The organism is Brevibacillus sp. HB1.2, assembly GCF_013332495.1.
Classification (GTDB): Bacteria; Bacillota; Bacilli; order Brevibacillales; family Brevibacillaceae; genus Brevibacillus; species Brevibacillus porteri.
Window position 1 is genome coordinate 540,757 of record NZ_JABMIU010000001.1, and the last position, 18,852, is coordinate 559,608.

Below are 18,852 nucleotides of genomic sequence, written 5' to 3' on the forward strand. Positions count from 1 at the left end.
ATTTTCCTTTTGATATTGTCATCTCTCCTACTTTCTCCTTTTGTCGTAATTCGTAGACTCCTGAAAATGAAAAAACCACTCTCTTGCTTCATGTGAGCAGATCGTGGCCTTTTCCTCATTTTTTTGCTTTTTGTGATTTTAAGATACCAGGCTTGGTGTCAATCGTACGCACAAAACCGTTCGTTTCGAAGCGATGCGTCATCAAAGCCTCTACTGGTCTGCCATTTTGAAAATGCTCTTCCACCAACAGCTGTGCATCTTCTGGCGTCACGTTTTCATACCAGATTCCTTCGGGGTACACGATCATCACGCATGCGTCCTCACAGCGTCCGTTGCAACGCGTGCGGGTTGTATGTACATAGTCATCCAAACCTGCGTTGGTAATCGCTTCGCGTATCGCTACCGTAACCTCTTCGCCACCCTTGCGCATACAGCTTCCGCCATTACAGATCAACACATGATGCTTTGTCTGAGATAAGTCCCATGTTGCCACTACGAATCCTCTCCGTTCTTGTCCAACATCCATCCATACTCCCCATCATGACGGTTTCTTGTTCAATTTGCAATTCCCAGAACGTTTGGTTTTTGATAGAATATATGTTCGTATACGATTTACAAAATGATTTTGGTGGTGAAAGCATGTCCGTTACCAAACAGCGCGATGCCTTGCAGCTTTTGCAAACAGTGGGCTCCTACCCATGGTATGTCGAAAAGTTTATTGAGCATAAAAAAGCAAAAAAGAATTCACCCTCCACCTTGCTTGGATACCTTCGCGATTTCTCTTTTTTCTTTCGCTGGATGATGACAGAAGGTTTGAGTACCGCGACGGATATGAAGGACATTCCGTTAAGCGATTTGAATGACCTGAAGAAGGAAACGGTAGAAAGCTACATATTGTACTTACAGGAGTCGCATTTATATGAGCGATCCGCTTTGCTCTCGAACCCTACCAAAAGCGCAAAGAAAGAATACAGTGACCGCACCATCAGCAGAAAAATATCGAGCCTGAAATCGCTTTTTCATTACTTGTCTGCCCTCGCTGAGGATGAGAATGGGGAATCGTATTTGACGCGGAATGTACTCGCCAAAATCGAGCTGGAGATCACAGAGCTGACTCCCCTCGCACGCGCCCATGCCATTCGGGCAAAAATCCTGATTGACGACGAAATCTATCAGTTCGTCGATTTTGTCTATAACGGATATCTGGCCCATTGTGATACGGAAAAAAAGAAGCAGTATCACATGCAAAACCGCGACCGAGATACTGCCTTGATCGCGATGATTCTCTCCGGTGGCTTCCGTGTGTCAGAGATCGTCAGTCTCGATCTATCCGACATTATTATGGAAAAAAACCAGTTGAAATTGATCCGCAAAGGAAAGAAAGAGGACGCTCCTTTTTTCAGTGACTGGGGCAAGGAGTACTTAGCCAAATACTTGCAGCTGCGTGAAAAATACAATCCCGAACCGCAAGAGGACGCTGTTTTTCTCGCTGTTTCCCCTTCCAATCCGAATGGGCATCGCATTGAAGTGCGGTCTGTCCAAAAGCTGGTCAAAAAGTACGCCAAAGCCTTCGGCATCCCCGATTTGTCTGTCCATAAGCTTCGTCACAGCTTTGCTACACAGTTTCTCCGCTTGAACCCTGACCCCCATCAGCTACAAGCACAACTGGGGCACTCCAAAATCGAAACGACCATGCAGTATGCCCATGTCCTAGAAGATGCTCTGGGTAAGGCTGTGAACCGAACGACGTAAGTATGCCTCAACAAGAACAAGTGACCAATCTGCATACCACTGCGGACTGGTCACTTTTTTCGTGCTTTTTCCATTCCATCTACATCCCCGCTGACCTTTGCAAGCGTTCCGCGATTTTCATAAAGTCTTCCCGCGATACACCTGGCGCAAATTCTTCTGGCAGTTCATCTAAATCCGGAACAGGGCCGCCATCCGGGACGCCTTGAATGACCTCTGCTGTTCCACCATCAGGCAACGGGCCGCGCCAAATCATGGCGATATCCTGATAGTCCTGATAGCTGAACGTAAACAACTTGCGATTCAATCCCATCGCGATATACGGGTGAGTGGCATCGAATTGGGTGTTATCCAGATTGGGAACAGGCAGCATTTTCGTCATATCCACACCCGTAGCGATCTCCAAGGCTTTTGCGTACGCTACGATATGGACGCCCCCTCTGACGAGCAAGTAACCGATCATGGCCCGAGCTGTGGGATGATCCGTCATTTCGTACACCCTCATCTTGTGAGTACGCGCTCCGCACTCCAGAAAAAAGTTGTGCAAAAGATCAAGCACCAGATTCCCGCTAGAGAATACGTAATCACCTGCCCATGATTTTCCCATGGAGTCTCCTGGCATCGCGGTTTGCGCGGTCGCAATAAAATGGTACGTATTGCGCTTATTCAAACCGTTATTCAGTGGAGTCGTATCAGGGTCCCCCGGCCGCGTAATCCCTTTCATGCACAAATTGATTGCGTTGGAGACCAGCTCCACATGCCCGACTTCTTCCGCTGTAATGCTGGTGACCAAATCATAAAAAGGCTTTAGTTTGCTCTTTCCACGAAAGTTGAAGGATTGGAACAAATAATTGTTTAGCGTTGACATCTCACCAAAACGACCGCCCAATAGCTCCTGGACGGCCGCAGCGGCGTTGGCATCTCCATAAGCCGGTTCTGGCAGCTCAATTGCCAACCTGTTGATACGAGTAAACAACCTGCTTCCCTCCCCCGTTTTGCACCTACCTGTACTGTTTTATGTGGGCGAAGGGTTGTTTCATACCAGTTTAAAACGGCATGACCCAGACGATCTGTTGTAGGCGTACAAAAAACGTAGAACCTCCCGTCTGTAGTACCACATGGTCAGGTAGCACATCGACAACGATTCCACGGACATTTCCCTGGGTTGTTTGAATGGCAACTTCACGCTTTATAACACTCTGCAACGTCTGGTACAAATAAGGGTCAATGAAGGAATTCATAGAGGGGGTACTCGACGCTGGTTGTGCTTGTGTCTGAAAAGGATACGAACTCATGACGTTTTTAGACTCCTTCCTGTAGTTCCTCCCTGTATTTTATGCCCAAGGGTTGGGATGGGTGAGTGCATAGGAAGTTCCTTACCATTCTGTATGCCTGATCGATTCCAAAAAAAATACCCCCTGCCATCTAGACAGGGGATTTCATTACATTCGTTTATTTCGCTGCACGTTTGGCAGTAGGAACAACGTAAATCTGCTCGTTCTTTGCCAATGTACTTTCGCTTTGATCAATCACTTCCAATTCGTTCATCCGGTTCAATACAACCGCTTGCCTTTGTTTAGCTCGGTCCCAGTTCTTTACCGGTGAGTAACGCTCTGGTCCTTTCGGTAAAGAAGCCAGCATGGCCGCTTCTCCCAGTGTTACCGCTCGATTCCCTGTTTCTGTTGCTTTTTTTCCGAAGTAAAAGGGAACAGCCTCGCCAATCCCGTACTTTCCGTGCCCGAAATAAATGACGTTGAGGTAGATTTCGAGCAGTTCTTTTTTGCTGTATCGCTGTTCCAATTGCAAAGCGATCGCGATTTCCTTCACTTTTCTGGTCATCGTTTTGTCGTTCGTCAGAAACAGGTTTCGCGCCAACTGCATGGTAATCGTACTTCCCCCCTGCACGTAGGCACCTTCCTTGATATCGACCCAGATCGCTCGGCTCAATCCAACAGGATCTACTCCTGGATGCTGCATAAACCGATGATCCTCGATCGCAACGAACGCCTTCCACACATGGTCAGGCATTTCGTCCAGCTTTACATAGCTGTTGGATTGCTGTACAGCAGCCAGCTTTTTCTCATCTATCCATATATTCCCTGTCCACGCAAGCACGATCGGCGCCAGGATAGCTGCCATCATGATCACGAGAAAACTGATACGCAGTCGTTTTTTCCAACGAACACCGAGTTTCTTGATGCTCTTGGGCATGCTCGCCGCTTCATACAAGTCGGTGTTTCTTCCTAATGGGATTGGAAGGTGGTTCATGCTGCATTCCCCCTTACCTTGCTTCTACTCACATTGTAGGGGATGCGCGCATTTCGTCCCATCGAATCCACTTACAGCAATCTTACAATTTCGTAAGACAAACCATTACGAATGCTGATTTTGCTGTGCCTCGTGCTGCCGTAGCTCGATCCGTCTGATTTTACCGGAGGTCGTTTTCGGCAGTTCCTGTACAAACTCGATTTTACGCGGGTATTTATACGGAGCGGTTAATTGCTTGACATGGTTTTGCAATTCCACGATCAACTCTTCGGATGGCTCATTCCCTTTTTTCAGGATGACAAAGGCTTTTACCACATGACCACGCTCTGGATCTGGACTGGCAACCGCCGCACACTCCGCTACTGCCGCATGCTTCACCAAGGCATCTTCGACCTCAAAGGGACCAATCGTATATCCGCCTGAGATGATAATGTCGTCCGAACGTCCTTCGAACCAGATGTAGCCATCTTCATCCATGCGACCTTGGTCGCCCGTCACGTACCAGTCACCGCGAAACGCTCTGGCAGTTCGCTGTGGATCATCCAGATAGCCTTTGAACAGTGCCACCATATGGCGATCGATGGCAATATCGCCCACTTTGCCTACTGGCAACTCCTCTCCTTCTTCGTCAATAATGGCGATTCTCACAACTGGCGATGGCTTACCCATCGAACCTGGCCTTGGCTCCATGCCGACAAAGGTACCCACCAGCAAAGTGTTCTCTGTCTGTCCGTATCCATCTCGCACGGTCAATTGGAATACGCGGCGGAATGTTTCGATCACTTCCCGATTGAGCGGTTCACCGGCCGAACATGCGGAGCGCAAGGCGGACAGCTTGTATTGTTCCAAATCCGTTACTTTTGCCATGATTCTGTACTCGGTTGGCGTCGCACACAAGACTGAAACTGGATATTTTTGCAGAATTGTCAAATAATTATCAGCAGAAAACTTTCCTTTATAGACAAACGCGGTCGCTCCCAGCCCTAACGTAGAGACAAACGGGCTCCAGATCCACTTGGCCCAACCAGGCCCCGCCGTTGCCCAAACCACGTCACCTTCGCGAACGTCCAGCCACTGTGTCGCCGCCACAGCCAAATGCGCAAACGGCCAACCGTGAACGTGCATAACCCCTTTGGGTCCCCCAGTCGTGCCTGATGTATAAGACAGGAAGGCCAGCTCATCCGACTTCGTGTTTACGACCTCAAATTCTGTGTCCTGCCCCTGGAGTAGCCCCTCAAGCGAAATCCAACCTTCTTTCTCTTCGCCCGTCGTGATGTAGTGTTGCAGGGTGGAACAGTTGCCTCTCGTCAGATCAACCTCACTCATTGCTCCCGCGAAGCTGATCACAGCTTTGACTTTTGCATGATTGATCCGGTACTCGATATCTTTGTAACGCAGCATCTCTGACCCTGGCAAAATCACTGCCCCCAGCTTCAGCAGTGCCAAATAGAGGCCATAGGCCAAGGTTCCTCGGGAAACCAAGACGAGTACCCGATCCCCATGCTCGATTCCAATGGACCCTAGACCATTTGCAATTTTATTTGAATATTGGCGCAAATCTTCGTACGTAAGGATATGTTCCTGATCTTGTTCATCCAGCTCCCAAACAGCTCGTCTCTCTGGATGTTTTCTCGCCCATTCGTCCACCTGGGCAGCGAAGTTATAGTTCACTGGAATGTTCAGTTCCATAGCACATCTCCACCTTTTCTTAGATTGATGAATAATAATTCGACATCACTATAATTCTCCCCTTTCTCTTTCGATAAAAATGGGACAAAAAAAGGCCAACCTTTTTTATGGGTTGACCTCCTTTCTTTCATTCCTATCACTCTACTTGCTCCGTAATCGTTGCAGCCTGCAGGGAACGCTGTTTTCTTTTTTCCCTCCACTCTTGAAAGCTGCCGACAATTCCGCTAGGGAAACAGAGCACAACCAAAATATAGAGCAAGCCTAGGAAGATGACCCATCTCTCGAATATCGGGTGAAGCTTCGCCAACTCAGTCAGCCCGTGATGCGCCAGCTCTACGATTCCCGACCCCAAAATGGAGCCAAATAGCGTTCCCAGCCCACCGATCATGCTCATCAAGAGCGCATCTAGCGTCGTTTCAATCGAAAACACTTGGGTGTTCACGAAGCGTAGCATGACCGCGTACAAGCCTCCACTAATCGCAGCAACCACTCCAGCGACAATGCTGACGATTACCTTATAATGAAGAATTTGATAGCCTAACGCTTCCGCACGTTGTTCATTTTGACCGATGGCTTTCAAGACCTTGCCAAGTGGAGAGTGCGTAAACGCCCGCAAGATGACGAACAGCATGACCATTAGGATCAGGCATACATAGTAAAATGACAAACGATCACGAAACAGCTCAGGCACCGGAAAGGTGAAGCCATCCCCTCCCATCGTCAGTGAGCGCCATTTTTCTGCCAATACGAATAGCAGCTGGGAAATCGCCAACGTCAGCATCGCATAAAAATGACTTTTCAATCGCAACGACAGCATCCCGATCACGTAGCTGAGAATACCGGAGAGCACGATGGCAACGAGTACGCCAAGCAAGAAATAACTGATCGTCGCATCAAAGTTTTTCAGGAATAAAGACACGGAGTACGCACCTATTCCGAAAAACATACAGTGTCCGAATGAGACGATCCCCGTATAGCCGAGCAACAAATCAAAGCTCATCGCAAAAATCGCAAAAATAAAGATTTGGGTAAACATGATGTACATGCTTCGCGAGTCTGAAAGAAACGGCAAAACCGCCAAAGACAAAAACACAAAAAGAATAAATCGATGGTTCAACAATCCGGATGTAGTCAATGCATGATCACCCCTTCGCTCCAAACAGGCCGGATGGTTTGATAAGCAGCACTGCCAGCATCAGCAGCATGTTCACTGCCAGTGAAAGCTCTGGAACGAAGTAAGCCATAAACGAGCCAAGCACTCCTACTAAAAGCGCCGCAATCATAGAGCCTTGAACGCTTCCCATCCCACCGACAATGACGACGATGAATGCCAGAATCGCATACTGCATACCCATTTCCGCAAAAATAACCCCTGAATACGGTGCCAGCAGACTTCCTCCGAGTGCGGCCATGCCTGCCCCCAGCAGAAAGACGAAAGTAAACACTTGTTTAATATTGATGCCGAGTGCCTGCACCATTTCCTTATCGATGACGCCCGCTCGGACGATCAAGCCTAGTCTCGTTCGCGTCAACAACAGGTGCAACCCAACGTACATAACTATTCCGACTGCAATGACAAACAAGCGATAAGTGATCAGTATGATGTCGCCAAGCTCGATACTCCCTTGCAAATAATCTGGTAATACTGCCCGAATAGGATTGGGGCTCCAAAACACCTTGAGCAATTCACTTATCACAAGCATCCCACCCAATGTCACGAGCAGTTGCTGAATGTGATCACCGTACACCGGACGGATCAGCACGCGCTCTAACACGAAACCGAGCAGCATCCCGATGACGACAGCACCTACAATGGCCAGAAGAAAGCTATCCGTCAATCCGAAAAGCCATACACCAGCAAAAGCTCCCCAGGCAAACAATCCACCGTGGGCAAAGTTCAACACACTCATTAAGCCAAAGATCAACGTGAGCCCGGAAGCGAGCAAGAAAATGAGTATGCCTGTCGCCAGTCCATTTACCAGCAAATTAATCGCGACATCCATTTCATCCTCCCCCTCCCTGTTATACGCTCAGGCAATGCCCAAATATTTTTGTCGCGTATCTGCATCATCCTTCAACTCCTGCATCGCGCCACCGCGGACAATTTTTCCTTCATCCATCAAGTAGTACTGCTCGCCGATCATGCTCGCCATCATAAAGTTTTGCTCGACTAACAGCACAGTCGTTTTCTGCTTCATCGATTCGATGTGAAACATGAGCTTTTCAACCATGATGGGTGCCAGTCCCTTGCTCGGCTCGTCAATTAACAAGAGTCCGTTGCTGTTCACATAAGCTCGTGCAATCGCCAGCATTTGCTTTTGACCTCCGCTTAAGTGCCCGCTTTTCTTTTTCCAGTAATGACCTAGGTCAGGGAATAGATCCAGCATCCAGGCGAGCTTTTCTTTTTGTTCGTCGTCATTTTTTTGCATGGCGAGCCGGAACGTCTCTTCTACCGTAAAATCATGAAAAATCCCTTGATTTTCGGGCACATAGCCAATCCCCTTACGCGCGATGGAATAGGTCGGCAGTTGCCCGATTTCTTCTCCTAAATAGCGAATTTGGCCATGACGGATCGGGGCAAGCCCCATGATGGAACGAAGCGTCGTTGTTTTGCCCGCGCCGTTTCGTCCAAACAGGACAGTAATACTGCCTGCTTGCACGGATAGCGAGACTCCCTGCAAGATGTGAAACTGGTCGAGGTACGTTTCGATGTGATCAAGTTGCAGCATCATGCTTATACAACCCTCCCAAGTAGGCAGACTGCACCTGTTCATTTCGCATCATGTCAGTCGGTGTCCCCTCAGCCAATAGCTCTCCATGAAATAGTACGACCATGTGATCGGAGAGTGATTTGACCATGTCCATCTTGTGTTCGATCAGGATGATCGTGCACGAATTGCTTTCCTTAATCGATTCAATCACCTTCAATACAGCTGGGACTTCCTCCAGTGAAATCCCCGCAGTCGGTTCGTCTAGTAAGAGAACATCCGGACGCAGTCCAAGTAGCATAGCTAGCTCCAGCTTTCGTTTCTCCCCATGCGCCAGCAGGCTTGCCAGCACATCCGCCTTTTTCTCCAGCAATACCAGATGCAGCAATCGCTCAACTTCCTCAGCCTGTCGCATCTGATCTGCCTGAGAAATCCACAAACGAAACCGAACTCCCTGTGCGGCTTGCACGGCTAATCGAATGTTTTCCCGCACCGTTAGCTTGGGAAATAAGTTTGTCAATTGAAATGATCGACCAATACCCAATCTCGTTCGTGCTGCTGGGGGCAAGTGTGTAATATCTTGCCCCTTGTACTTGATCGTTCCTTGCGATGGAGTAAGCTGCCCGCTTAACAAGTTAAACAATGTCGTCTTTCCGGCTCCATTCGGTCCGATGATCGAAGTAAATCGCTGCTTCGGTATGCGTAGCGATACCTTGTTTATGACGGTTTGCTCCCCGAATGCTACGCTTACGTCAACCGTTTCCAACAAGTAACTCATCACACACCTCCTCTACTTCTGGTTCCTGACAGGTGGTGCTGTCTCTTCCATCGTCATCTCCCGAACGAGTACAGGGACCGGATGATCGACTCCATCTTTTTTCTCTAGCTTGATCGCGTACAACGTTTGCAGTGCCTGATGGTCCTCGACCCGGAACTGCATCTGGCCCTTCGGTGTATCAAAGGTCATGCCTTCCATCGCCGTAATCAACTTCTCTGAATCTGTATCGGCGTTCGTCTTTTTCAGCGCTTCCACAATCGATACGGCTGCCGTCATCCCTCCTGCCGTAAATAAGTCAGGAATCTCGCCGTTAAAACGCTTCTTGTGCTCATCGATGAGCCAATCGTTCATTTTCGTTTTCGGGAGCGAATGGTAATACACCGAGAAGCCTTCCATTCCGATCATGGCCTCCATCGTTTTCAAGGCAGCGATATCAGGTGCTCCCGTAGACATCTTGATGCCTTTTTGCTGAACCTGCATATCTTGAAGCTGTTTCCACGGGGAGTTCGAGCCTGCCCACGTGATGAACACATATTCGGGTTTGGCGCTAATGATTTTTTGGATGTTGGCTGTAAAATCAGTCGTGTTCGTGTCCACGTATTGTTCTTCGATAATGACAGCCCCTAATTTTTCAGCCGCGGTCTTAAAGGCTTCAATCCCTTCTCGACCGTAGGCGCTGTCTTGGGCCATCGTCGCGATCTTCGTTCCTTTGGAAGCAATCGCCGCAGCGCCTGCTACTGCGTCCTGCGAAGAATTTCGACCTGTGCGGAAAATGTATTTGTTCCAGTTTTTCCCGGTGATACTATCTGCTACAGCCGGTTCTACGACCATGATTTTTTTGTACTCTTCTGCCAGCGGAAGGACAGCTAGCGTATCGCCTGAACTCGAAGAGCCTACGAGAAAATCTACCTTGTCGGTCTCCAGGAGCTTCGTCGCTTTTTGGACGGCGACATCTGGCTTCGTCTCTGTATCCTCAACGACAAACTCGATCTTTTTGCCAGCGATCTCTCGCTTGCCCTCTGTTGCATAATCGAGTCCGAGCTCAAAACCTCTTACCGTCTGCTTGCCATAGCTCTCCAATGGCCCCGTAAGCGAAGCGAGTACGCCTACCTTGATCGTATGACCACCGCCAGATGAAGCGCTTTCATTTTGGCTGCAACCAACAACAAGTACGACAGACATCGCTAGTGGGAGCAACATTTTCCAACCTCTTTTTTTCACGCCGGTTCCTCCTCGAAAGTCATAATGTTCATTGCGATTCGGCTAACCATTCCAGCACGGTTGCAGCCCACGTATATCCAGTTCCAGCACTGACAGCTACGACAATATCCCCAGGGGCAAGACGTCCCTCTTGTTGTGCGACATGTAGTCCAATACACGGATCGAGTGCAGACAAATGCCCGTAATGATCGAGATAGACTGCCTGCTCCTCGCTAAGTTGCAAACGTTCCAACAGCTCTAAGAACATCGAACGCTTTGTGTGCAAAGGAAGCAGCAGCTTCAAATCCTGCAAGGAACGATTGCTTTTTGCCAATGCCTGCTCTACCACATGGACAAAGTTTGGTATGGAGACGGGATCCAGTCGTTCTTTCATATCGCTTGGATTCGGCACATCGATGTAGTGGAGTCTGTTTTCCACCGTTTCATGACTAGGTTGGTGCCTTGAGCCGCCTGCGGGTATCCTAATATCATCGTGAAAAGAACCATCGGTAATGACACAGCTGTGGAGAATTCTACTCTTTGTAGCACCACGCTTTACAAGTGCCGCTGTCCCCCCATCTGCAAAATTAAACATGAAGCGTGAGCGAGGATTTTCGTAATCGACGATTTGTGATTCTTTACAGCCAGCAACCAGCAAAATGTTTTCAATGGATGCATCTGCCGTCAGCATATCTTTGGCGACCTTCAAAGCAATTGGAAAGCACGAGCTGACGTTCATCATCTCGAAACCGTATGCGTTTGTTGCTTTTAGCTCGTATGTAATCTTCGGTGCGCTGGACCATACATAGTAATCTTTGTGCGGACTGCCGAAGTAAATAATCACGTCAATCTCAGATGGATCGATCACCGAGCCGGTCAGCTGTTGGGCAGCGAGCACAGCGAGGTCTGATGCATGAAGCGTGTCATCTGCGACATGCTTTTGGTATAGACCGAATTTTTCGATAATGACTCGCGTGGGGATTCCGGTCTTTTCAGCCAATCGCTCAGCTGTTTCTACTCCCTCTGGAAAAAATACGGACGTCGCTTCCACTCCGATAGTCTGCTCGTGGATCGTATTTACTTCAAGATGATTCATACTTTCGCTCCTTCCTTCGGTACGAGCATCGTCGCTGTTCCAGTCAGAACTACTTTTCCATGCTGATTCGTGCATTCCGTAAGCAATCGGATCATGCCTCTCTCTTCCTGATACTCTAGCACAGTGGCGGTCGCGGTGATTGTGTCTCCGATCAATACCGGAGCCGTAAACTGAATGGTCTGGTCCTTGTAAATGGAACCGATGCCAGGCAGCTGCATCCCGAGCAATCTGGACAACATGCTCGCCGTCAACAGTCCATGTGAGATACGCTGACCGAATCGCGTGTCTTTTGCGTACTGTTGGTCGATGTGCACCGGATTATAATCCCCACTCATTCCCGCAAATAGAACGATATCTGTTTCCGTAATCGTTCTGCTAAAAGATGCTTGCTCCCCTATTGCAAATCTCGCCATACGAATCACCTCATTGCGTAATGGAATCGCTCTTCAATCTGGTCAATGCTTGCTTGACGATTTTCCCTGTTGCATTGCGTGGCAGTTCGTTCAGAAACACGAATGACTTCGGGATTTTATACTTCGCCAGTCTTTGCTCACAGTGCGCTTTAATGTATGCTTCCGTGATGACTGCACCTGATTTGGGCACGATAAACGCCTTTGCGACCTCTCCCCATTTTTCATCGGGTACACCGACGACTGCGGCTTCCTGAACGTCATCCAGCTCACCGATGACCTGTTCCAGCTCCAGCGGATAAATGTTCTCCCCGCCTGAGATAATCATGTCTTTGCGCCTTCCTACGATATAGGCGAACCCTTCTTCATCAAAACGTGCCAAATCCCCTGTGTACAGCCACCCATCCCGGATGGTCTTGGCTGTTTCTACTGGTTTGTTCCAGTATTCCTTCATCACATTCGGACCTTTGACGAGCAGTTCTCCAATTTCGCCATGACCCACGTCTTTTCCGTCATCCGAGATCAGGCGGACTTCACAAAACATGACGGGCTTACCGATTGAGCCGGCTTTTCTTTTTGCATCTTCCTTCGCAATCATAAACACGGTGGGGGATGTTTCTGTCAGGCCGTATCCTTGTCCAAAAGGGAGGCCTCGCTCCTGAAAATGCTGGATGAGTTCCATGGGGCATGGAGCGCCGCCGTTGTAAAACCAACGGACAGAATCGAATGATGTGGTAGCAAATAAGGGACTTTGACGAATGGCTTCATGGATGGCGGGCACACCCATCACGATGGTGACTTGGTGTGATTCGATTAGTTGAATCGATTTATCAGGGTCGAACTTCCCGGCGACTACGACGCGTCCGCCAGCAAGCCATGTAGGGAAGGCAAACAGTCCGATTCCCCCGATATGAAAGAGTGGCAATAAGACAATCGAGCAGTCTTCTGAGGTGAGATCAAGCGCGGCTACATTGTGTACGGAGTTCCAAAACATATTTTCTTGGGTGAGTACTGCTCCCTTAGGCTTTCCTGTCGTTCCTGATGTATAGCAAATGATGTATGGATCATCTCCACTGCCATCATCTGCCTCGGTCCTACTGTGCTGGGATGACTCACTCGGGCCATCCTGGCTCCAAGGGAGTTCTCCCGGTTCCAGCCATATCATGTGCGCAACACTGGCCTTCCCCTTGATCAGCCCAATGGTGGCAGCGAACTCCGGCTGGGCACATAACACGCGGATACCACTATCCTCAAACTGATAGTCTAATTCTGCAGGGGTCAAGCGAATATTAAAGGGGACAGCAATCGCACCGAGTTTGGCGATGGCAAACAGCAGAAGCACATACTCCAAACTGTTTTGGGACAAAATGCCGATCCTGTCCCCCTTTTTGACCTGTAGCTCATGTCGTAAATAGTTGGCAAGACATTGCATCTGCTCATTCATTTGCTGATACGTAAGTGATTGATCGTTGGCAATCACTGCGATCCGCGTCGGAGTGATTCGGGCTCGCTTTTCAATCCAATAAGCAATTCCGTGCATGAACTCTACTCCTTTGCCTATAAAATGAATCGGTTACGGCTTGGCAGCAATCCCTTTCATAATCATCGACATGGCTGTTTCTAGCACCTCTTCCGGTACGTCTTCATTTTCCCAGTAAACCCAACGCATCCCGATGAATTGTCCGATCGACATAAGACAATAAGCCAGCGTCTCATGATCCATCTCTCGAAACGCACCTTCGTTCATGGCGTTCTTCAGACTTCGTACGTACCCCGCTGCCAGTTTGGCGTAATACCAGCGATATAGCTCCTGATCGACGAGCGCAGCCTGTTGAATAATGCTGTACATGTTGCGATGATGTTTGATCCAACGAAAAAAGGCCAGAAATCCTAGGCGCAAATTCTCTTCTTGTGTGGTTGCTCCCATGATTGCTTCTTTGATCGTCGAACGAAGCTCTCTGCTCAACTGCCTGATCAATTCATCATAAATGGCTTTCTTCGACTCGAAATAATTGTAAAACGTTCCTTGAGACACCTGTGCATGCTGTGTGATCAAGACGATAGATGCATCATAATAACCCAGCTCGCCAAACACATGCTCCGCGGCATCCAGTATTTTTTTGCGGGTTTCCTGTCCTTTTTTGGTCAAAACAGGGGTAGGTAGACTATTTTCTGACACCTGAATCACCTCTCAGTTTTTATTATATGTATAATTCAGAATATTACAATATGTATTTTTCGCACTCATTCTAGGGAGACTCGTTTTCACAATAAGAAAAGGGACCATAGTGGCCTTTCCCTTTCACTCGACGCGTCGCGAGTTCAGCCAAGGCGGCTGGCCCTTCTTCTAAGGGAATAACTTTCTCTACTCAGTTGGCAATAATTGACGCGAAACAAAAAAAGTGAAGCAACGTCTTATTATACAAAAGCACATAAAAAAAGCTCCCGTACGAAAACACGAGAGCGGAGTAAACACTTTGAAGTTGTATGATTAGATAACACGCTTGATTTTCACTGTGCGCTTCTCCCAGTTCGTTCCATCGTACTTGGAGTAAGTCACACCAGGACTACCGTAAGTGTGCAGGATTTTTCCATTCCCTGCGTAAATAGCCACGTGTGTAATCCGATCAGAAGTACTGTTTACCGATGCCTTCATGAAGATCAGATCACCTTTTTGCAGGTTGCTTTTGGAAACAGATTTCCCAACAGTCGATTGCTGACGGGAATCGCGTGGCAGAGTAATACCCGCTTCCTTGAATACACGTTGGGTAAAGGAAGAGCAGTCGAACGTACTGGTTGTGCTACTGCTTGAACCGTATTTGTACTTCGTGCCCAAATACTTTTCGCCATTTTTAATGACCTGATCGGCTGTTTTGCTTACTGGCTGTTCTGGCTTGCTAGGCGTATTCTCTGAGGAATCAATAACACGACGAGCCCCTACAAATTTGTCACTGTACGCCGAGTATTTTTTTACAACTACCTCGTCTTCCCCTTTCGAAGAATAGACGAATTGATCACTGCCTATGTATATTCCCATAAAAGTTGGGCTGCCGCTTCCGCTAGAGGCGAAGAACACCAAATCTCCTGGCGCCACGCTTTTTTCGGATACTTTACTCCCAGTCTTGTACAGGCTAGAGATTGTGCTCCCGATGGAAATCCCTACTTGTTTGTACGCATACGTAGCCAGCTCCGCTGATCCGAATTGCTTCGGTCCCTTTGCTTTGTACTCGTAATCCTTCCCGATCAAAGAAGTAGCAATATTTGCAACCTCTGACTGTTTTGAATCTTGTGTCTTAGCGGCCACTACTCCAACTTGACCACCCATTAACAGGGACGTACTCAGCATGACTGCTACTGTTGACTTCATTACCCAATCTCGTTTCGTCACTTTCTTTTCCTCCTTGTCATGTTGTGGCACCCGTCTTGGGTACATGGACAGAATAGCGCAGGAGGAAACAGGAGGATAAGACCGTAAAATTTTCCAATGATGGAATTGGTAGCATGGGACTAGTCAGAAAACAGGGTGCAAAGTAGGCGGTTGCTACCTCTTAGTTCCATGGAACCATAAAAGTTACAAAACGGTATCAAAGGTGATTTTCGTCGCAAAAAACGGCTATTTTGCTGGCCCGAACCCCAAACAAAAACCATCTTCTGCTTGTTTCTGTCAGAAGATGGTTCTCAATTCATACCTATTTCATTTTCGCCGTAAACTGCCCCCAAGTCTCATCTCCCCACTTGAGAGTGAGGACATCCCCATCTGTAACAGGTCCTACCCCCGCTGGCGTACCTGTGTAAATGATATCCCCTTGATCCAGTCCTAGATGTTCGGATATATAGGCAATCATGGTTTCCAAATCAAAAATCACATCACGAAGATTACCGCGTTGCACTTGCTCTCCATTTTTCAGCAAGGAGAAATCCGTTTGGTGCAGCTCATGAATACCAGGGAAAGGATGAAAAGACGTCAAAATGGCTGAATTTTTGAACCCTTTTGCCAACAACCATGGATGCCCTGCTTTCTTCAGCTCGCTCTGAACATCCCGCAAAGTAAAGTCGATGCCGAGTGCTATTTTGTCAATCATCTCGTCAAGTGTAACTCCAGCCTCATATGGTCTCGCGATGTGAATCACAAGCTCCGCCTCATAATGAAGCTCTCCACGAGATGCCGGAAGCTCAATGGCCTCGCCATTTGCCATTGCAAGCGCATGTGTTGGCTTATCAAAGATCATTGGCTTGGTTGGTACATCGTTCCCCAACTCCGCAGCATGCAATCGATAGTTGCGACCGATACAGTAAATATTTTTGACTGACTCCATTTTGTCCTCTCCTTTGGTGGCTGTCTCTTTTTTCACTATATCATGGCTGCACGGCGTATTACAGCTTGTCTTGTTCGTCCTCTTCCATGTAGTTTCGATAGCCAGGCCAAAGACGGGCATTCCCTCGTGCTTCTACTTCAATCACGGTATCACAAATGGATTCCAACGCACTTTCCAGATCCATCTCGTGCTCAGAGCACCAGGAAAATTCGTAATGGAAAATCACTTGCTGCTCTGTCACTTCGGAGAGGACAAAGGCAAACTGCTGTTGTTGTTCCACGACATGCTTTCTGGCTTCAACCGTCGCTTCTACCGAGAACAAACCATCCCATTCCGCAACCTTATATGTAGAAGTAACATCAATCCACAGAGAGGGAGTATCATTCGTCCGCCGAAAAATAACAGAGTCCTCCCGATAAAACCCGTAGCCAGAGGGCAGCGCACCTGAGAGTTTAAATGGGATTCCTACCGGCAAATCCTGTGGCTTCAATGCATGGACAAGTCTCCCAGGCAAAAGATAGCAACCATCCTGCTGGCGATCTAACCGTTCTCCCATGACGAGAACCTCTTGATTGTGTGAATCACCTGTTATCTGAACGAACATCACGGCACCTCCCTCTAAAAACAGTATGGTCAGGAATGCATGACTCAAAACTAAATTTCCATCCATTTTTTTCCTGACGAAATACCGAAAAAAACAGGGTTCATCCATAGGATGCCCCCTTTATTCCTTCTAAGCTACGCACGTATGATCGCAATCACAACATGTTCGTCATCGTATGATTTTGCTTTGATTTTCACAGGGAAATCATACAAGTTGGTAAATTTAAAATCCATATAGCCATACGCTACTGTGGCATCTTGACCCACTGGCACGTATCCCACTGATTTGCTGTGGTTATGCCGTTCCACCATGATCATCCCCGCTTCAGCAGCTACATTGTAAAGCGTGCTGGAAACCTGACAAATCCCGCCTCCATAGTCATCGACGAGCTGACCATTCTGAATAACGCCGGCCTTCTGCCAACCATCCTCTGGCAAATTCGAATTTCCCACTGTTTCATTGAAAGAAAACACCTGTTGCGGTTTGATTTTTTCATTATGAATCTTGGCCAATGCTTGCTTGATGTTATGTTTACGAGTATCTGTGCTGTCTTTCATCGATGAGTAATAAAAACCGAGAACCTCCTCTTCCTTGAGGTCCATCTTCTCCACATACTTTTCCTGTAACTTTTCCTGCAACTCGATAGCAGGAGATAACGGATCCACTTGTAACGCCATTGCACGCTCAGGCGCGTAGTTCATGCCCAGCGAGAACACAAGGGCCACTGTCGCTATACTGATCGGCCAATGCCGAACTTTCTTCATTTCTACTTCCTCTCCCACATTTGTTGATCGATTGACTGACGCGAAGTTCCCAATTTATATAGTCTGTCATTGTTTATTTCACCTTGCCTCTAACAATGTAACGTATGGGAAAAGCGACAATCAACCTGCAAATGTTGGGCTTTTTGTCCTACATCAGGTTCTACTCGTCATCCTCATCGATAACCCCGAGGGCTTTGTTCTTTTCTTTAAAGCGCTGGTTATGGGAAGAAACATACGCCATCCGATCTGCTACTGGGTCTATGTGTAATTTTGCACTGTTTACGGCCACAGCCGCATCGGTGAATGCTCCCGCGATCAGCGTAATCTTGCTGTCAAAGCTCGCAAAATCTCCCGCCGCAAAAATCCCTGGCAGATTCGTTGCCAGACGTGGACTGACAAACACGTTCCACTCATCCATGTCCAAGCCCCACTCTTTAATCCCAGTGAAATCGGCCTTCAATCCGTGATTGACGATGATGGCGTCGACATCGATTTGCTCCGTTTCGTCCGTCTCTAGATGACGTATCGTCACTTTATCGATCGTTTCTTTGTCTGAGCTTTGCAATTGCGTGACCGTATATGGGGTGCGAACGATCGCAGATGACTCTTTCATGCGCTTTACATTCCGCTCATGTCCACCAAATACATCACGGCGATGCACGACAGTTACAGACGCTGCGATTTGCACCAGTTCATTTGCCCAATCGACCGCGGAGTCGCCGCCACCTGAGATGAGGACGTGTTTCCCACGGAATGGCTCCAGTTCCTGCACCGTATAATGAAGATTTGTCACCTCGTAGCGCTCGGCCCCTTCAATCTCCAGTTTTGCCATTTTCAAAATACCTCGGCCCAGAGCCAGTATGATCGTGCGCGTCCAATGCCGTCTCCCCGATTTTGCAACGAGTATGTACGTGCCATCTTCTTGTGGCTCTAGTCCAATAATCGCCTCGCCTAGCACGATGGTGGGATCAAATGTCTTCGCTTGCTCCACCAGATTGGCAACTAGCTTTTCACATAACTGTGGTGGTACACCGCCTACATCCCAGATCATTTTTTCTGGATAGATCAACATTCGTCCACCGAGCTCTTCTTTCGCTTCAATGAGTTTCGTCTTCAGATCTCGCATCCCGCTATAAAAGGCAGCGTACATCCCCGCAGGGCCACCGCCAATAATGGTTACATCAAACAGCTCCAACTGTTCTCCCACAACTACCCCTCCACTGTCTTTCTGTTTGTTTATGAATCATCAAATACGATAATGAAAATGAGA

Annotated in this window: 20 protein-coding genes; 1 reads left to right on the forward strand and 19 read right to left on the reverse strand. The window is 48.1% G+C overall.

Annotated features, from left to right (window positions below):
* Positions 1–115: 115 nt before the first annotated feature.
* The gene (locus tag HPY28_RS02285; RefSeq protein WP_026043057.1) at positions 116–493 is read right to left on the reverse strand and encodes a (2Fe-2S) ferredoxin domain-containing protein; all 378 of its coding nucleotides are present in this window, start codon (positions 491–493) and stop codon (positions 116–118) included.
* Positions 494–639: 146 nt separating this feature from the next.
* On the opposite strand from HPY28_RS02285, the gene xerS reads away from it, so the two are divergent.
* Entirely contained in the window at positions 640–1,752 is a 1,113-nt protein-coding gene (xerS, locus tag HPY28_RS02290) for a tyrosine recombinase XerS (protein WP_174230020.1), read from the forward strand.
* A gap of 79 nt (positions 1,753–1,831) precedes the next feature.
* Here the strand turns inward: xerS and HPY28_RS02295 are convergent, their stop codons facing one another.
* The 18 genes from HPY28_RS02295 to HPY28_RS02380 form a co-directional block, all read right to left on the reverse strand.
* Positions 1,832–2,725 (reverse strand): manganese catalase family protein, encoded by an 894-nt coding sequence (locus tag HPY28_RS02295; RefSeq protein ID WP_174224696.1) that lies wholly within the window; start codon positions 2,723–2,725, stop codon positions 1,832–1,834.
* 70 nt (positions 2,726–2,795) lie between these two features.
* On the reverse strand, positions 2,796–3,044 hold the full coding sequence (locus HPY28_RS02300) for a YuzF family protein (RefSeq protein WP_173621657.1): 249 nt from the start codon (positions 3,042–3,044) through the stop codon (positions 2,796–2,798).
* 157 nt (positions 3,045–3,201) lie between these two features.
* On the reverse strand, positions 3,202–4,017 hold the full coding sequence (locus HPY28_RS02305; protein WP_173621656.1) for a transglycosylase domain-containing protein: 816 nt from the start codon (positions 4,015–4,017) through the stop codon (positions 3,202–3,204).
* 105 nt (positions 4,018–4,122) lie between these two features.
* Positions 4,123–5,706, reverse strand: a complete 1,584-nt coding sequence (locus HPY28_RS02310; RefSeq protein WP_174230021.1) for an acetate--CoA ligase — start codon at positions 5,704–5,706, stop codon at positions 4,123–4,125.
* Positions 5,707–5,842: 136 nt separating this feature from the next.
* The gene (locus tag HPY28_RS02315; protein ID WP_017248231.1) at positions 5,843–6,841 is read right to left on the reverse strand and encodes a branched-chain amino acid ABC transporter permease; all 999 of its coding nucleotides are present in this window, start codon (positions 6,839–6,841) and stop codon (positions 5,843–5,845) included.
* Between the two features lie 7 nt (positions 6,842–6,848).
* A complete protein-coding gene (locus HPY28_RS02320; protein WP_174230022.1) occupies positions 6,849–7,709 on the reverse strand; it encodes a branched-chain amino acid ABC transporter permease in 861 nt (286 codons plus the stop codon).
* A 27-nt stretch (positions 7,710–7,736) separates the two neighbouring features.
* Positions 7,737–8,438, reverse strand: coding sequence for an ABC transporter ATP-binding protein (locus tag HPY28_RS02325; protein WP_174230023.1), 702 nt, complete (start codon positions 8,436–8,438; stop codon positions 7,737–7,739).
* Positions 8,422–9,192 (reverse strand): ABC transporter ATP-binding protein, encoded by a 771-nt coding sequence (locus HPY28_RS02330; RefSeq protein WP_174230024.1) that lies wholly within the window; start codon positions 9,190–9,192, stop codon positions 8,422–8,424. Before HPY28_RS02330 ends, HPY28_RS02325 begins: the two co-directional genes overlap by 17 nt.
* A gap of 12 nt (positions 9,193–9,204) precedes the next feature.
* The gene (locus tag HPY28_RS02335; protein WP_371813437.1) at positions 9,205–10,374 is read right to left on the reverse strand and encodes a substrate-binding domain-containing protein; all 1,170 of its coding nucleotides are present in this window, start codon (positions 10,372–10,374) and stop codon (positions 9,205–9,207) included.
* A 67-nt stretch (positions 10,375–10,441) separates the two neighbouring features.
* A complete protein-coding gene (locus tag HPY28_RS02340) occupies positions 10,442–11,488 on the reverse strand; it encodes a 3-oxoacyl-ACP synthase (RefSeq protein ID WP_174230025.1) in 1,047 nt (348 codons plus the stop codon).
* Positions 11,485–11,901 carry a MaoC family dehydratase gene (locus HPY28_RS02345; protein ID WP_017248225.1) on the reverse strand — a complete coding sequence of 139 codons (417 nt, stop codon included), beginning with the start codon at positions 11,899–11,901 and terminating at the stop codon, positions 11,485–11,487. Before HPY28_RS02345 ends, HPY28_RS02340 begins: the two co-directional genes overlap by 4 nt.
* 10 nt (positions 11,902–11,911) lie before the next feature.
* The gene (locus HPY28_RS02350; protein ID WP_174230026.1) at positions 11,912–13,438 is read right to left on the reverse strand and encodes an o-succinylbenzoate--CoA ligase; all 1,527 of its coding nucleotides are present in this window, start codon (positions 13,436–13,438) and stop codon (positions 11,912–11,914) included.
* A gap of 33 nt (positions 13,439–13,471) precedes the next feature.
* Positions 13,472–14,077 (reverse strand): TetR/AcrR family transcriptional regulator, encoded by a 606-nt coding sequence (locus HPY28_RS02355; RefSeq protein WP_017248223.1) that lies wholly within the window; start codon positions 14,075–14,077, stop codon positions 13,472–13,474.
* A 312-nt stretch (positions 14,078–14,389) separates the two neighbouring features.
* Positions 14,390–15,286, reverse strand: coding sequence for a C40 family peptidase (locus tag HPY28_RS02360; RefSeq protein ID WP_017248222.1), 897 nt, complete (start codon positions 15,284–15,286; stop codon positions 14,390–14,392).
* A 301-nt stretch (positions 15,287–15,587) separates the two neighbouring features.
* Complete coding sequence (locus tag HPY28_RS02365) at positions 15,588–16,214, reverse strand: fumarylacetoacetate hydrolase family protein (protein ID WP_174230027.1); 627 nt, start codon at positions 16,212–16,214, stop codon at positions 15,588–15,590.
* 58 nt (positions 16,215–16,272) lie between these two features.
* Complete coding sequence (locus HPY28_RS02370; protein WP_174230028.1) at positions 16,273–16,818, reverse strand: hypothetical protein; 546 nt, start codon at positions 16,816–16,818, stop codon at positions 16,273–16,275.
* A gap of 134 nt (positions 16,819–16,952) precedes the next feature.
* Complete coding sequence (locus HPY28_RS02375) at positions 16,953–17,582, reverse strand: VanW family protein (RefSeq protein ID WP_174230029.1); 630 nt, start codon at positions 17,580–17,582, stop codon at positions 16,953–16,955.
* 160 nt (positions 17,583–17,742) lie between these two features.
* Positions 17,743–18,789 carry an NAD(P)/FAD-dependent oxidoreductase gene (locus tag HPY28_RS02380; protein ID WP_174224705.1) on the reverse strand — a complete coding sequence of 349 codons (1,047 nt, stop codon included), beginning with the start codon at positions 18,787–18,789 and terminating at the stop codon, positions 17,743–17,745.
* Positions 18,790–18,852: the final 63 nt, after the last annotated feature.